Genomic DNA, 13,827 nt, shown 5'->3' on the forward strand with positions numbered 1-13,827 from the left:
ACTACTCCGCCGCCAGCAGCGCTTCGGCGCTTTGCAGGTTGACCGACACCAGCCGGCTGACCCCGCGTTCGACCATGGTGACGCCGAACAGCCGGTGCATTCGCGCCATGCTGACGGCATTGTGGGTGACGATCAGATAGCGGGTGTTGGTTTGCGCCACCATTGCGTCGAGCAGGTCGCAGAAGCGTTCCACATTGGCGTCGTCCAGCGGCGCGTCGACTTCGTCCAGCACGCAGATCGGCGCGGGATTGGTCAGGAACAGTCCGAAGATCAGCGCCACGGCGGTCAGCGCCTGTTCCCCGCCCGACAACAGGGTCAGCGCCGCCAGTTTCTTGCCCGGCGGCTGGGCCATGATCTCCAGCCCCGCCTCCAGCGGATCGTCGCTGTCGATCAGTTCCAGATGCGCCTGCCCGCCGTTGAAGAGGGTGGTGAAGAGGCGGCGAAAATGGCCGTCCACCGCTTCGAACGCGGCGAGCAAGCGTTGGCGCCCCTCGCGATTCAAACTGCCGATCGAACCGCGCAGGCGATGGATCGCCTGGGTCAGTTCCTCGCTTTCGGCGCGGCTCTTCGCCTGGGCAGCTTCCAGTTCCTCCAGTTCCTGCGCGGCGATCAGGTTGACCGGGCCGATCCTTTCGCGTTCGGCATGGAAACGGTCATGATCGGCCAGTTCGGTTTGGGCCAGTCGCACCTCGGCGCTGGCGAAGCCCAGTTTTTCCGGCAGCACCGGCGGCGGACATTCGAATCGCTCGCCCGACAGGCGGTTGGTTTCGACCCGCCGTTCGTCGGCGGCTTCGGCGCGGGCGACGGCGGTGGCGCGGGCTTCGCGGGCGGCGGCGAGCGTCTCGCCCGCCTGAGCGGCGCGGCCTTCGGCGGCGCGCAGCGCGACTTCCGCCTCCAATTCGGCGCGGCGGGCCTGGTCGGCGGCGTCGGTCAGGGCCGATCCCCGATCGCTGAGCGCGCTAATCGCGGTGGCCAGCGCGTCGGGCTGCGCCTCGATCGTCGCACGCTCGGTCGCGATCTCTTCGGCGCGGGCGACCATGGCGGCGATGCGTTTGGCCGCCTCGCCGGCGCGGGCGCGCCAGCCCTTGATCTCCGCATCGGCGGCCGCCTGCCGCTCGCGGTCGCTGGACAGGGCGCGGTCGGCGAGCGCCTGATCGGCCTGTAGCTGGCTGACGGCGGCGCGCGCCTTGTCGCTGGCCTGGGAAAGGGCGGCGACCAGCGCCCGCGTCTCTGCGCCGTCCGGCACGGCGGCGCGGCCGGCCCGCGCCTTTTCATGCTCGCCCTGTGCGGCGGCGCGATCGCGCTGCGCTTCGCCCAGCCGTTCTTCGATCCCCTCGCGCCGCCCGGCCAGCCGTTCGAGCGCGGTCGTCGTCTCGTCGGCGGCGCGGAGCGCGGCGCGCAACCGCTGGTCGGCCTGCGACAGGCTGCTGCGCCCTTGGGCCAGCGTCTGGGCGGCGGCTTGTTCGCGCGCCTTGGCCGCATCCTGGGCAGCGGCGGCGCTTTCCACTTCGGCCTGGAGCGCGGGGCGCGCAGCGGCGATCGCGTCCAGCCGATTGAGACGGATCAGCCGTTCGGCCGCCGCCGCGCCACCTTCCAGCGCGACATAGCCGTCCCAGCGGCGCAACTGGCCATCGCGGGTGACGAAACGCTGGCCGACGGCGAGCGGCTGGCCCTCGTCATGCTCGGCGACAGCGATCTGCACCAGACGGCGGGCCAGTTCGGCCGGCGCGGTAACATGGTCGGACAAGGGGGTGGCGCCGGCGGGCAAGGCTGGATCACCAGACAGCGCATCGGCGCCGGCCCAGCGGCGCTTGCCGTCCGCGCCGACCGGGGCTTCGAGGTCGTCGCCCAGCGCGGCGGCGAGCGCGCGTTCATAACCGGGCGCGGCCTTCAACTGGTCGAGCGCGCGCGACCGGTGGCCCGCGCCGCTATCGACGGCCCGTTTCAGCGCCGCCGCCTCGCTATCGAGCGCGGCGAGGGCGGCGCGCGCGGAGGACAGGGCGGCCTCCGCCGTGGCGCGCGCTTCGGCGGCGGACTGGCGCTCGGCGTCGGCGGTCCGGATCGTCGCTTCGGCGGCGTCGCGATCGGCCTTGGCCTTGTCCTGATCGGCCAGCGCGGTGGCGCGTTGCGCCTCCAGTGGCGCGGCGTCGGGCAAGGCCGCGGCTTCGGCGGCAAGCCGCGCCACCTCCCGCTCCGCCCGGTCGAGACGGGTGCGCGCGGCGGCCAGTGCGGCTTCGGCGACGCGCAGTTCGGCCTGTTCGGCCGCCTGAGTCGCCATCGCCCGCGCCAGATCCAGTTCGGCGTCGCGCGCGGCATCCGCCGCCGCTGCGATGCGGGCGGCGAAGGCCGGACGCAGCTTGTCCGTCTCGGCGATACGCGCCTTCAGCGTTGCGATCTCGGCGGTCAGCCGGGCGATCGCATCGGCGGCGTCATTGGCCAGCGTCCCTTCGCGCGCGCGATCCTCCTCCAGCCGGGAGGCCTGCTGGGCCAGGCCGGCAAGGCGGCGGACCACGGCCTCGCGCTCGGTGCGGAACGCGGCGAGGCGATGGCCCGCCTCATTGGCGTCGTCGCGCGCGCTCTGGGCGGCGGCGCGGCGATCGGCCAGCGTGGCGATGGCGGCCTGGGCATGGGCGGCGGCCGCGAGTTGCCCCTCCTGCGCGGCGGCAACGGCGGCGTCCGCCTGCTTCGCTTCGGTGCGGGCCGCCTCGGCGCTCGCATTGGCTTCGCGCCAGCGGGCGAAGAGGGTGCGGCCTTCGGCGACGCGGATCTGGTCGGACAGGCGGATATAGCGTTCGGCGGCGCGGGCCTGCCGCCGCAGCGCATTGGCGCGCACATCCATGTCCAGCAGGATTTCATCGAGCCGGGCGAGGTTGGCTTCGGCCGCGCGCAATTTCTGTTCGGCATCCTTGCGCCGGACATGCAGCCCCGCGATGCCCGCCGCTTCCTCCAGCATGGCGCGCCGTTCCTGGGGGCGAGCGGCGATGACGGCGGCGATACGCCCCTGACTGACCAGCGCGGGGCTGTGCGGCCCGGTGGCGGCGTCGGCGAAGACGAGCGATACATCCTTGGCGCGCACGTCGCGGCCATTGGCGCGATAGGCGCTGCCCGCGCCGCGCTCGATCCGGCGGGTGACCTCCAGTTCGCCGTCCGCGCCGACATCGACGGCGTTGAAGAGTTCGCCCTGTTCCTGGATCGTCAGCAGCGAGACTTCGGCGAAGTCGCGCTGCGGCCGCGTCGCGGTGCCGGCGAAGATGACATCCTCCATGCCGCCGCCGCGCATGGATTTGGCGCTGGATTCGCCCATGACCCAGCGAATGGCTTCGAGCAGATTGGACTTGCCGCAGCCGTTGGGGCCGACGATGCCGGTCAGGCCCGGTTCGATCCGCAGCTCCGTCGCGTCGACGAAGCTTTTGAAGCCGGAGAGTTTGAGCCGCTTTATCTGCATGACGTCAGGCCGGGGCAGCGCGCCGCCCCGGTCTTGCTAAGCGATGCTGTCAGCCCCCGCTGGCGCAATCAGATGCCTGCTTCCTTGAGCTTGGGCTGGAGCGAGGACCAGTTGGCGACATTGTCGACCAGCACGCCGTTGATCAGGAAGCTGGGCGTGCCCTGAATCTGATATTGGCTGTTGGCCGCCTCCACGCCCTTGGCCAGCCGTTCGGCAGCCCCGGTGTCGGCCAGGCATTGTTTTGCTTGGGTCTCGGCGATGCCGCGCTGCTGGGCATATTCGACCAGACCGGCAATCTGCGCGATCGCGCCGGGGCGCTGCGCCGGGGGCAGTTTTTCGACGCCCTGGAAGGCGGCCTCGTTACCCTGCACCTTTTCGAACATCGCCGCCTGGTTGGCGAAGAATTGCTCGGACAGCGGATAATATATGTCCTTGCCGCCGCAGCTGGCCAGCAGCGCGGTGGTCAGGTCGATCGGATCGCGCACATAGGTGCGGAATTCGAAGCTCATCTTGCCGGTGTCGACGATCTTCTTGATCTCCTCCGACGCTTCGGCGGAGAAATCCTTGCAATGGCTGCAAGTGTAGGAGCCATATTCGACCAGTTTGATCTTGGCCGACGGATTGCCCATCAGATAATAGCCTTCGGGCGTCTGCGCGATCGTTTCGGACCAGCTGGTCCCGGCCGGGGCGGAGACGGCGGCGACCGGATCGCCGCTTGGCTTGGCGCCTTCCTCGCTCTTGCCGCAGGCGGCGAGGGTCAGGCTGACGGCGATGAGGGCAAGAGCGGAAACGGCTTTCACGACGGGCAAGGCTCCGATGACTGGCGGTATGAAGAGGGGTTTAGATCAGCGCGCGGCCGTGGGCAATGCAGCGGGGGGCAATGCGGCCTGGAGAATGGACCAGGTCGATCCCTTGACGAGCGTGCCGTTGACGACGAAGCCGGGCGTGCCGCCGATCTTCACCTTGTTCCAGGCGTCGTCGGTCATGGCGAGGATCTGCTTCATCGCCGTGGGATTGGCGATGCAGGCGTCCAGTTGGGCATGGGTGAAGCCGCGCTGGGTCATCAGCGTATAAAGGCCGGTCTTCCGCCCGATGTCGCGCATCGCCGCGGTCTGGTCCGAGGGCTTTTGCGTCGTCGCCGCATCATAGGCCTCGATCTGCGGCATCCAGGCCGTCTGGTTGGCGAACAACGCCTCATGATTGCCCATGAAGCGGGCCGGGCCGCCGCAGCGGGCGAGCAGAGCGGCGGTCAGGTCATATCGGTCGCGCACGGCGTTGCGGACTTCGACGCTGACCTTACCGCCCTTCACATAGTCGTTCTTGAGCGGGCCGCTCGCTTCGCCGACGAAATGGGCGCAATGCGAGCAGGTGTAGCTGACATATTCGACCAGCTTGGTCGGCGCATTGGGATTGCCCATCGCATGGCCGCCGATCGGTGACAGCACGACCCGGCTCACCCAATTGGCGGCGGGCGCGGCGATCAGCGCAGCGGGAACGGCAAGCAAAGCGAGCGGCAGGAGCAGTTTTTTCATGGCGGGCCATCCGTAATATGGTCCGGCTGAACCACAGCCGAATAGCATCGTTTCTGGCGCGATTTTCAAGTTGATCGCTCAGTCTTTTTTGACGCGATTTTCAAGTCGATCGCTTCAGTTGATCTTCGGCAATCCGCTGCTGTTGGCAAGCCCCTGCGCCAGAGATTCGAGCACGGCGCGCAATTCCGGGTCGCCGATATCGCGCAGCGAATCGCCCAGCTCGACCGGAATGGGCTTCAAATTGCGGGGCGGCGGGCGGCGTTCGGCCGCGACGGGCCTGATATCGCCCTGCCGGATTGCGACCTTCGTCACGGCGGCATAGCCAAAGAAGCGGTTCACCCGCTCGACGATATCGGGCAGCATATGCTGCACCATCGGCCCATGGCCGCTCATCACCGTCAGTTGCAGCGTGCCGCCAGCCTTTTGCCCCACCGGGAAACGGATCGATTCGGGTGCGGAAATGCCGGCATAATGGGCGCCGACGATCTCCGCCCAGCGGGTGACGATGCTGGACTGGACGAAGCCGAACTTGCGGAAAGCGGCGCGGCCGATGTCGGGCATCAGGTCCGCGATCGCCCGCGGCGCGCCCACGCGCGGCCTGTCTTCGGCCGGCAGCTTGCGACTCTTATATTTCGGGGGGGCCGGGCGTTCCGTCATGGCCCGCTTAATGGCATAGGGTCGCCATGCGCGTCGAGGGTAGAGCCACAAAAATCGCAAGCGACCTGCTTGCTCATTATGACGTCCATGCCCGGCGACTGCCATGGCGCGCGCCGCCGGGCAGCAATGCCGCCGATCCATACCGGGTGTGGCTGTCCGAAGTGATGCTGCAACAGACCACGGTCGCGGCGGTCGGCCCCTATTATGCGAAATTCCTGGCGCGCTGGCCGACGGTTCAGGATCTGGCGGCGAGCGAAGACGCGGACCTGATGGCCGCCTGGGCAGGGCTTGGCTATTATGCCCGCGCCCGCAACCTGCTGGCCTGTGCGCGGGCGGTGGCACGCGACCATGGCGGCGTCTTTCCCGATACGGAGGACGGGCTGCGGGCGCTGCCGGGGGTGGGCGCCTATACCGCCGCCGCCGTCGCGGCGATCGCCTTTGGCCAGCGTGCGGTGGTGGTGGACGCCAATGTCGAGCGGGTGGTGGCGCGGCTGTTCGCGATAGCGACGCCGCTCCCCGCCGCCCGGCCGGCGATCCGCGCCGCCGCCGACAGCATCACGCCCGATGCCCGCGCCGGGGATTTCGCGCAGGCGATGATGGACCTGGGCGCGACCATCTGCACGGCGCGCAACCCGGCCTGCGGCATCTGCCCGCTGCGACAGGATTGCGCCGCGGTGCTGACCGCCGACCCGGCGGCCTTCCCGGTCAAGGCGGCGAAGAAAGTGCGACCGCACCGCACCGGCCATGGCTGGTGGATCGAGCGGGAAGGCCATGTCTGGCTGGTGCGCCGCCCGGACAAGGGATTGCTGGGCGGGATGCGGGCGCTGCCCAGTTCCGATTGGGGCGACGCGCCTGACCCGACGCCGCCGATCGCCGCCGCCTGGACGACGATCGATGAGCCGGTCGCCCATGTCTTCACCCATTTCTCTCTGGCGCTGCGCGTCCACCATGCCCATGTGGAAGCGAACGAAACGCCGGAGGGCGCAGGCGAATGGTGGCCGATCGACCGTATCGGCGAGGCGGGATTGCCGACATTGTTCGTTCGGGCGGCCCACGCGGTGAGGAAGGAAGGGCAAGCAGATGCACGGAACTGATCCAGCGATAAAGGCGGTGCCGGGCTTCGTCGGCAGCAATCTGGACCGGGTGGACCATATCCGCACCAACCCCGCGCTTCTGGCGGAGACGTTCGCCGATCCGGCCGCGCGCCTGCTGGTGCTGGACGGGTTGGAGCCGGTCGAGGTGAACGGGCATCTGCTGCTGGAGCCGCTGGAGCCGCACGCGCAGGTCGAGGATCATCTGCTGCTGGGCATCGATCCGGGCAAGCGGCCGATCTTCGCCCGGCTGGTCGCGGACCTTGGCCCCAATCTGGTCCCCACGCCGCGCAGCCGGGCCATTGCCGGGCTGGTCCCGACCGAAGAGGTCGCGCTCTATGGCACGGCACGCAGCCTGGTCCACTGGCATGCCCGCCACCGCCATTGTTCGGTCTGCGGCGGGACGACGCAGCCTGCCAAGGCGGGCTGGTCGCGCAAATGCGAGGCGTGCGCCGCCGAACATTTCCCGCGCACCGACCCGGTCGTCATCATGCTGGCCGAACATCGCGGGCGCATCCTGCTCGGCCGCCAGCACGCCTGGCCGCCCGGCCGCTATTCGGCGCTGGCCGGCTTCGTCGAACCGGGTGAGACGATCGAGGAAGCGGTCGCGCGCGAATTGTTCGAGGAAGCAGGCGTGCGGGTGCATAAGGTCCGCTATGTGATGAGCCAGCCCTGGCCCTTCCCTTCCTCGCTGATGATCGCCTGCATCGGGCAGGCGCTGGACGATGCGCTGACGCTCGATCCGACCGAGATAGAAGATGCCTTCTGGTGCGATGCGGATCAGGTCCGCGCCGCGATGGCGGGCGATCCCGATGCCCCCTTCCTCGCCCCGCCGACGATGGCTGTGGCCTGGCACCTGCTCGACCATTGGCTGGCGGACGTCGCCGCCGCCAGCCTTGTGAGCGCCGGCGCAAGCGCGTAAGGCCGATCCCCTTCCCTTCATGATTTTGAGGACCATTTTCCCTCCATGCTCAGCCTAGAAGAAGCCCAGTCGCGCGCGCAGGATCTGGTCAGCGCCGCGCGCAAGGCCGGCGCGGATGCCGCCGACGCCATCTATGCCTGCAATGCATCGACCAATGTATCGGTGCGATTGGGCGCGCTGGAGGATGTGGAACGGTCCGAGGGCGAGGAGATCGGCCTGCGCGTCTTCATCGGCCAGCGGTCCGCCAGCATTTCCGCGTCGGACATGAACCCGGCGACGCTCGCCACGCTGGTCGATCGCGCCGTCGCCATGGCGCGCGAGGCGCCCGAAGACCCCTATGCCGGCCTCGCGCCGGAGGATCGGCTGCTCAAGAAGCGCCCGCCCGCGCTCGACCTGACCGACGAGGAGGAGCCGGAACCCGCGGCGCTGCGCGAACGCGCGATGATCGCGGAAGAGGCCGCGCGCAGCGTGCCCGGCATCACCAACAGCGAGGGCGGCGGCGCGGCGAATGGGCGCAGCCAGGTGGCGCTGGCCACCAGCCATGGCTTTGCTGGCGCCTATGCCGGCACCAGCCATTCGACCTGGGCCAGCGTGCTGGCGGGCGCGGGCGCCGATATGCAGCGCGACCATGCCAGCCATAGCGTGCGCCACCTGGAGGATCTGGACGATGCCGAAGCGGTCGGCATCCGCGCCGGCCAGCGGGCGGTGGCGCGGCTCAATCCGGTCAAGGTCGAAAGCGGCGTCATGCCGGTGATCTTCGACCCGCGCATCGGCTCCAGCCTGCTGGGCCACCTGATTGGCGGCATGGTCGGTCCCGCGATCGCGCGCCGGTCCAGCTTCCTGCTGGAATCGCTGGGCGAGGCCTTGTTCGAGGCGGGCGTCACCATCATCGACGATCCGTTGCTGCCGCGCGGGATGCGATCGCGCCCGTTCGATGGCGAAGGGCTGCCGGTCGAAAGGCGCGCGCTGATCGACCAGGGCGTGCTGACCGGATGGCTGATGGACAGCGCATCGGCGCGGCAATTGGGGCTGGAACCCACCGGCCATGCCAGCCGCGGCGGCAGCGGCGCGCCAGGCGCCAGCATCACCAACGTCCATATGGAGGCTGGCGCCATCTCGCCCGGCGATCTGATGGCGGACGTGAAGCGCGGCATCTACGTCACCGAACTGATCGGCATGGGCGTCAATGGCGTGACCGGCGATTATAGTCGCGGCGCGGCCGGCTTCCTGATCGAAAATGGGGCGGTGGCCCATGCCGTGTCGGAAATCACCATCGCCAGCAATTTAAAGGCCATGTTCCGGGCGCTGACGCCCGCGAGCGACCTGCATTACCGCTACGCGATGAACGTCCCGACCATCCGCGTCGACGGGATGACCGTTGCAGGGGGCTGAGGCCCATCTCCGCGCGGTCATATCCGCCGTGGCGGATGCGGCCGACCATGCGCTGGCGCTATGGGCGGGCGGGGAAACCCGCGTGCGCCAGTGGGAAAAGGTGCCGGGCCATCCGGTGTGCGAGGCCGACCTGGCGGTCGATGCGATGCTGCGCGCGCGGCTGGCGGCGATCGACCCGGACGCCGGCTGGCTGTCGGAGGAGACGGCCGATACCGTGCATCGGCTGGGCGTGCCGCGGGTGTGGGTGGTCGATCCGATCGACGGCACGCGCGATTATCTGCGCGGGCGGCCGGGTTGGTCGGTGTCGGTCGCGCTGGTGGAGGATGGCGCGGTCCAGATCGGCCTGTTGGCGGCGCCCGCGCGCAACGAATTGTGGGTGGCGCAACTGGGCCAGGGCGCGACGCGCAACGGCCAGATTTTGCGCGCCGGAACCCGGACCATGCTGCCGGGCGCGCGCGTGCCCGCCGACCAGTTGCCGCGCGTGGATCGCGACCTGGTGACGGTGGACAAGCCCAACAGCATCGCGCTGCGCATGGCGATGGTCGCCGCGGACGAAGCCGACCTGGTCGCCACCGTGCGCTGGGGCAATGAATGGGACATCGCCGCCGCTGCGCTGATCGTGCAGGAAGCAGGCGGCGCGGTGACCGACGCGCTGGGCGACCCGCTGCGCTTCAACCGGCCGCAGCCCACCGCCTTCGGCCTGCTCTGCGCTGCCCCCGGCATCCACGCCGCCGCCGTGGAACGGCTGGCGCCGCGCGCGCGGGAGATATTGGGCCAGTCGCCGGGCTGAAGGCATCGCGGGGCTAGGGTTGACGTTGGTCGGGAAGCCGTCGAACAGCGCGGACACCATCGAATAGACCTGCGCATAGGCGAAATCGATACCCTTGATCTTCGCCTTGCCCATGGTGAGCGGGATGTCGATCAGCCCGCTTTGATCGCTGCGCTCGACCACGGGGCGCTTGGCTTTGCTCCGCTCGATGTGACCGAAGTGGAGCCACTGACCGAAGGCCACATCCTCCACTCCCGCGCCCAAATGCGACAGACCCTGCATATCTCTGGCAACCACATGCTGGTTCGCCACCAGTTGCTGCAAAAGGCGCAGGAAGATCTGACCTGCTTCCTGCGCGGCGAAAATCCCGCCACTTCGTTTATCCCGCGCGGAGCTATTGAAGGTTCAGAGCGCCTGAACCATCTCTCGCGCCCGTTCCGCCAAGCGATACGCAACCAGGCCTGAATATGGCTGACTTCCGGGTTTTGCGAACCCGTCAGTGAATGGTGACTAAGGAAGCTATGGTGCCCGGGGACGGATTCGAACCGCCGACACTGCGATTTTCAATCGCATGCTCTACCAACTGAGCTACCCGGGCAGGGGTCTTCGGCGGGAGGCTCCCGCCGGATGGAGGCGTGCCTATAAGCGTCAATCCGGCTCGCTGTCCAGCCCATAATTGCCGTTTTTTTGATCGCCTTCGTCGGAGGGCTGGCCCGGCACGCGATAGCCTTCGCCCAGCCATTGCAGCAGGTCGCGGTCGCGGCAGGCGGCGCTGCAAAAGGGCTTTATCGCCGGCTGGACGGGCTGGCGACAGACCGGGCAGACGCCGGGCTTGGACGAAGGTTCAGGCGACATGACCACCCGCCAGGTCAAGCAACGCTTCTGCCTTCAAGGTGATCGCGCCGCCGCGGCGCTTGGCCAGTTGCTCGATCCAGTCCTGCCGCTTGTGCAGCAGGTCGATGATCGCGGGCATGGCGGTGATGGTGGCCGCACCGCCCTGCCCATGGCGCTCGGCCCGGCGCAGCAACGCCAGCGCGGCGGTCAGCACCACATCTTCGCGCACTATCTCCATCAGATTGGCGCGCTCACGGCGGCGGATGATCTGGAGGAAGCCGAAGCCGTTCACGGCTGTCCGTTCGAACGGCAGCGGCAGATATTTGTCGATCTGCGCCGCGGCGACCATCCGCTCATCCTTGTTGTTCATCGTCGGCAGGTCGATCCCGATCGATCCCGAAAGGCCCATGCGGCGCACCGCCTGGGCGGCGAGCTTGGCGCCCTTGGGACCAAGCTGCGCGGGGGGGAGCGATCCGTCGACGTCGATCAACAGCATGGCGGGGGTCAGGAACAGGCGCAGCGCGGCGTCTTCAGCGCCGACCTCGCCGCTCATCGCCTCGTCCATCAATTCGCTCCAGCCATGCGCTTCCAGCCGGTCTTCCTCATGCGCGGGGCAGGGGACGACGGGCGTGCCGGTGGCGCGGATGCGCTGCAACAGGCTGGGGCCGGCATGGGGCTTGGCGCCCGGCTGGGGCATCCGGCCCTTGGCGCGCTTGGGGCGGCCTTCTTCTGCGATGGCTTCGCGGATGATTTCAACCAGGACGTTGGCGCCTTCGGCCAGCCGGGGCGGGATCGGTTCCAGCAGCACTTCCTCGCCCGAAATCAGGCGCACGATGCCGCGTTTCTTGGGGATGATGGTGGCGACTAGCCGGCCCTGCGCCACGGCGCCCGGACGGACGGCGTCGCCCTCGCGCTCGATCAGGGCCTCGACCAGCTTGCCCTTCTCGATCAGCGCGGCCCGCGCCTCGCCAATGCCTTCTTCATAGAGCCATTCGGCCATGTGCGTTCCTAGTCGGATAGATAGCCCGCTGCCTTGAGCAGCGTGCGGGTTTCGTAAAGCGGCAGGCCCATGATCGCGCTGTGGCTGCCCATGATGGTGCGGATGAGGCCCGCGGCGCGGCCCTGTATCGCATAGCCGCCTGCCTTGCCGCGCCATTCGTCGCTGGCGATATAGGCGTCGATCTCGGGCTGCTCCAGCCGCTTGAAGATGACGATATTGTCCGACAGGCGATGCCGCGCGCATCCCTCGCCATCGATCAGCGTGATCGCGCTCAGCACCCGGTGCCGCCGTCCGGACAGCAAGGCCAGGCAGGCGCGCGCGTCCGCCTCGCTCTCTGCCTTGGGCAGGATGCGGCGCCCCACGGCCACCACGGTATCGCCCGACAGGACCAGCGCGCCGGGATGGCGCGCGGCCACAGTCACGCCCTTTTCAGCCGCGACGCGCGCGGCGTAAGCGGCAGGCAGTTCGGCTTTCAGGGGCGTTTCGTCGATATCGGCGGGATCGACGGCATCGGGGACGACGCCGATCTGTCCCAGAAGGTCACGCCGTCTGGGAGAAGCCGAAGCAAGAATAAGCCGCATGAACAAGCGGCTTATTTGAAGCGGTACGTGATCCGACCCTTGGTCAGGTCGTAGGGGGTCAGCTCGACAAGCACTTCGTCGCCCACCAGCACGCGGATGCGATTCTTGCGCATCTTGCCGGCGGTGTGGCCGAGAATCTCGTGGTCATTTTCAAGCCGGACACGGAACATGGCGTTGGGGAGAAGCTCCACAACCTGTCCGCGCATTTCAAGCAGTTCTTCTTTAGCCATATTATCCCGAATTCACAAAATCGCGCCGCCATAGCGCCAAATTGCGGGAAATGGAAGCCAAGCCTTTATTCGCCGAAATGATCGCCTGCGGCGGCGATCGCCGTGAAGATATGATCGAGCTGATCTTCGTCGAGGCAATAGGGCGGCATCAAGTAGATGGTGTTGCCGAGCGGCCTTAGCAAAAGGCCGTGGCCCAGAAAGAAGGCGCGCAGGCGCGGCGCCAGGTCGGACAGATAGCCCGCATCGGCGGCGACAAGGTCGATCGCGGCGATCGTGCCCAACTGCCGCGGGTTGGCGAAGGCGGGGTGGCGGGCGAGCCGTTCGAGTCGCGTTGCGATACCCTGCGTCAGCGCGACGATTCGGCCCAGCACATCCTTTTCGCGCCAGATCGCCAGATTGGCGACCGCGGCGGCGCAGGCGATCGCGTTGGCGGTGTAGCTGGACGAATGATAGAATAGCCGGGCGCGGTCGGTCGATCGGTGCGCGTCGAAGATCGGGGCGGTCGCCAGGGTCGCCGCCAGCGGGATCGCGCCGCCGGTGATACCCTTGGCCACCGCCATGATGTCCGGCACGACGCCCGCCTGTTCGCAGGCGAAGAGGGTGCCGGTGCGGCCCCAGCCGGTCATCACTTCATCAGCGATGAACAGCACGCCATGGCGGCGGCAGATCGCGGCCATCTCGCGCAGTATGTCCGCCGAATAGATCAGCATCCCGCCCGCGCCCAAGATCAGCGGCTCGACGATGAAGGCGGCGGGCTTGCGCGCGCAGGCGGCGTCGAGCGCGTCGAGGCAGGCCCGCTCGCGACCGGGCGCGGGAAAGGGGATGGTGCCGACATCGAACAGCAAGGGCTGCCAGGCGGCGTTATAAACGCCGCGTTCGCCGATCGACATCGCGCCGATCGTGTCGCCATGATAGCTATGCTCCAGCACCAGGATGCGGCTGCGCGGCCCCCCCGATTCTTCCGTCGCCAACCCGTCCAGCGCCAGATTGTGCCAATAGCCCAGCGCCATCTTGAGCGCGACCTCGACCGCGGTCGAGCCGCTGTCGGAATAGAAGACATGGCGCAGCTCCGGCTGCCCCTCGCCGCGCGGGGCCAGATCGATCAGCCCCCGCGCCACCGTTTCGGCCGGATCATGGGTGTAGCCCGCGAAGATCAGCTGATCGAGTTGCCCCGCCTGCGCGGCGATGGCGGCGGCGATGCGCGGATGGCAATGGCCATGGGTGGTCACCCACCAGCTCGAAATCGCGTCGATCAGCGTGCCGCCGTCTGCCAGATGCAGCAGCGCGCCTTGCGCCCGCGCGACATGGGGGATCGGCTCATTGAGGCCATGCTGGGTGAAGGGGTGCCAGACGTGGGATGTCATGACGGTCCTT

14 protein-coding genes and 1 tRNA gene are annotated in these 13,827 nt (G+C 68.3%); 5 read left to right on the forward strand and 10 right to left on the reverse strand.

Translation table 11 applies throughout. The features are described 5' to 3' along the window. Position 1 precedes the first annotated feature (1 nt). The 4 genes from smc to V473_RS00795 all read right to left on the reverse strand — a co-directional run bounded on the left by smc (position 2) and on the right by V473_RS00795 (position 5,634). The gene (gene smc / locus V473_RS00780) at positions 2–3,445 is read right to left on the reverse strand and encodes a chromosome segregation protein SMC (RefSeq protein WP_066599327.1); all 3,444 of its coding nucleotides are present in this window, start codon (positions 3,443–3,445) and stop codon (positions 2–4) included. 68 nt (positions 3,446–3,513) lie between these two features. Further along, positions 3,514–4,245, reverse strand: coding sequence for a thioredoxin domain-containing protein (locus tag V473_RS00785; protein WP_066604787.1), 732 nt, complete (start codon positions 4,243–4,245; stop codon positions 3,514–3,516). 45 nt (positions 4,246–4,290) lie between these two features. After that, positions 4,291–4,977, reverse strand: coding sequence for a thioredoxin domain-containing protein (locus V473_RS00790; RefSeq protein ID WP_066599329.1), 687 nt, complete (start codon positions 4,975–4,977; stop codon positions 4,291–4,293). A 114-nt stretch (positions 4,978–5,091) separates the two neighbouring features. After that, positions 5,092–5,634 (reverse strand): DUF721 domain-containing protein, encoded by a 543-nt coding sequence (locus V473_RS00795; RefSeq protein WP_066599332.1) that lies wholly within the window; start codon positions 5,632–5,634, stop codon positions 5,092–5,094. Positions 5,635–5,660: 26 nt separating this feature from the next. On the opposite strand from V473_RS00795, the gene V473_RS00800 reads away from it, so the two are divergent. The 5 genes from V473_RS00800 to V473_RS00820 all read left to right on the forward strand — a co-directional run bounded on the left by V473_RS00800 (position 5,661) and on the right by V473_RS00820 (position 10,273). Further along, complete coding sequence (locus tag V473_RS00800; protein WP_066599337.1) at positions 5,661–6,728, forward strand: A/G-specific adenine glycosylase; 1,068 nt, start codon at positions 5,661–5,663, stop codon at positions 6,726–6,728. Beyond that, entirely contained in the window at positions 6,715–7,647 is a 933-nt protein-coding gene (nudC, locus tag V473_RS00805) for an NAD(+) diphosphatase (RefSeq protein ID WP_066599343.1), read from the forward strand. The genes V473_RS00800 and nudC overlap by 14 nt, the downstream gene beginning before the upstream one ends. A gap of 45 nt (positions 7,648–7,692) precedes the next feature. Then, on the forward strand, positions 7,693–9,039 hold the full coding sequence (locus V473_RS00810) for a TldD/PmbA family protein (RefSeq protein WP_066599345.1): 1,347 nt from the start codon (positions 7,693–7,695) through the stop codon (positions 9,037–9,039). After that, a complete protein-coding gene (locus V473_RS00815) occupies positions 9,026–9,829 on the forward strand; it encodes an inositol monophosphatase family protein (protein ID WP_066599347.1) in 804 nt (267 codons plus the stop codon). The genes V473_RS00810 and V473_RS00815 overlap by 14 nt, the downstream gene beginning before the upstream one ends. Positions 9,830–9,913: 84 nt before the next feature. Continuing rightward, a complete protein-coding gene (locus V473_RS00820; RefSeq protein WP_269076440.1) occupies positions 9,914–10,273 on the forward strand; it encodes an NAD(P)-dependent oxidoreductase in 360 nt (119 codons plus the stop codon). A gap of 57 nt (positions 10,274–10,330) precedes the next feature. On the opposite strand, the gene V473_RS00825 is transcribed toward V473_RS00820, so the two are convergent. The 6 genes from V473_RS00825 to V473_RS00850 all read right to left on the reverse strand — a co-directional run bounded on the left by V473_RS00825 (position 10,331) and on the right by V473_RS00850 (position 13,817). Continuing rightward, positions 10,331–10,406, reverse strand: a tRNA-Phe gene (locus tag V473_RS00825). Between the two features lie 50 nt (positions 10,407–10,456). After that, positions 10,457–10,663: a DNA gyrase inhibitor YacG gene (locus V473_RS00830; protein ID WP_066599351.1), complete on the reverse strand. Its 207-nt coding sequence runs from the start codon at positions 10,661–10,663 to the stop codon at positions 10,457–10,459. Further along, positions 10,653–11,642, reverse strand: a complete 990-nt coding sequence (locus tag V473_RS00835) for a ribonuclease (protein WP_066599354.1) — start codon at positions 11,640–11,642, stop codon at positions 10,653–10,655. Before V473_RS00835 ends, V473_RS00830 begins: the two co-directional genes overlap by 11 nt. 8 nt (positions 11,643–11,650) lie before the next feature. Then, complete coding sequence (locus V473_RS00840) at positions 11,651–12,223, reverse strand: Maf family protein (RefSeq protein WP_066599357.1); 573 nt, start codon at positions 12,221–12,223, stop codon at positions 11,651–11,653. 11 nt (positions 12,224–12,234) lie between these two features. Beyond that, positions 12,235–12,453: a translation initiation factor IF-1 gene (gene infA, locus V473_RS00845; protein ID WP_003049127.1), complete on the reverse strand. Its 219-nt coding sequence runs from the start codon at positions 12,451–12,453 to the stop codon at positions 12,235–12,237. 65 nt (positions 12,454–12,518) lie between these two features. Then, positions 12,519–13,817 (reverse strand): adenosylmethionine--8-amino-7-oxononanoate transaminase, encoded by a 1,299-nt coding sequence (locus V473_RS00850; protein ID WP_066599360.1) that lies wholly within the window; start codon positions 13,815–13,817, stop codon positions 12,519–12,521. Between the last annotated feature and the right edge of the window lie 10 nt (positions 13,818–13,827).

The organism is Sphingobium cupriresistens LL01, assembly GCF_001046645.1.
Lineage (GTDB): Bacteria > Pseudomonadota > Alphaproteobacteria > Sphingomonadales > Sphingomonadaceae > Sphingobium > Sphingobium cupriresistens.

Excerpts from the sequence above, each read along its gene's own strand:
- infA (WP_003049127.1), bottom strand. The coding sequence starts at position 12,453 with ATGGCTAAAGAAGAACTGCTTGAAATGCGCGGACAGGTTGTGGAGCTT.
- V473_RS00800 (WP_066599337.1), top strand. The coding sequence starts at position 5,661 with ATGCGCGTCGAGGGTAGAGCCACAAAAATCGCAAGCGACCTGCTTGCT.
- V473_RS00850 (WP_066599360.1), bottom strand. The coding sequence starts at position 13,817 with ATGACATCCCACGTCTGGCACCCCTTCACCCAGCATGGCCTCAATGAG.
- smc (WP_066599327.1), bottom strand. The coding sequence starts at position 3,445 with ATGCAGATAAAGCGGCTCAAACTCTCCGGCTTCAAAAGCTTCGTCGAC.
- V473_RS00790 (WP_066599329.1), bottom strand. The coding sequence starts at position 4,977 with ATGAAAAAACTGCTCCTGCCGCTCGCTTTGCTTGCCGTTCCCGCTGCG.
- V473_RS00840 (WP_066599357.1), bottom strand. The coding sequence starts at position 12,223 with ATGCGGCTTATTCTTGCTTCGGCTTCTCCCAGACGGCGTGACCTTCTG.
- V473_RS00795 (WP_066599332.1), bottom strand. The coding sequence starts at position 5,634 with ATGACGGAACGCCCGGCCCCCCCGAAATATAAGAGTCGCAAGCTGCCG.
- nudC (WP_066599343.1), top strand. The coding sequence starts at position 6,715 with ATGCACGGAACTGATCCAGCGATAAAGGCGGTGCCGGGCTTCGTCGGC.
- V473_RS00810 (WP_066599345.1), top strand. The coding sequence starts at position 7,693 with ATGCTCAGCCTAGAAGAAGCCCAGTCGCGCGCGCAGGATCTGGTCAGC.
- V473_RS00835 (WP_066599354.1), bottom strand. The coding sequence starts at position 11,642 with ATGGCCGAATGGCTCTATGAAGAAGGCATTGGCGAGGCGCGGGCCGCG.
- V473_RS00830 (WP_066599351.1), bottom strand. The coding sequence starts at position 10,663 with ATGTCGCCTGAACCTTCGTCCAAGCCCGGCGTCTGCCCGGTCTGTCGC.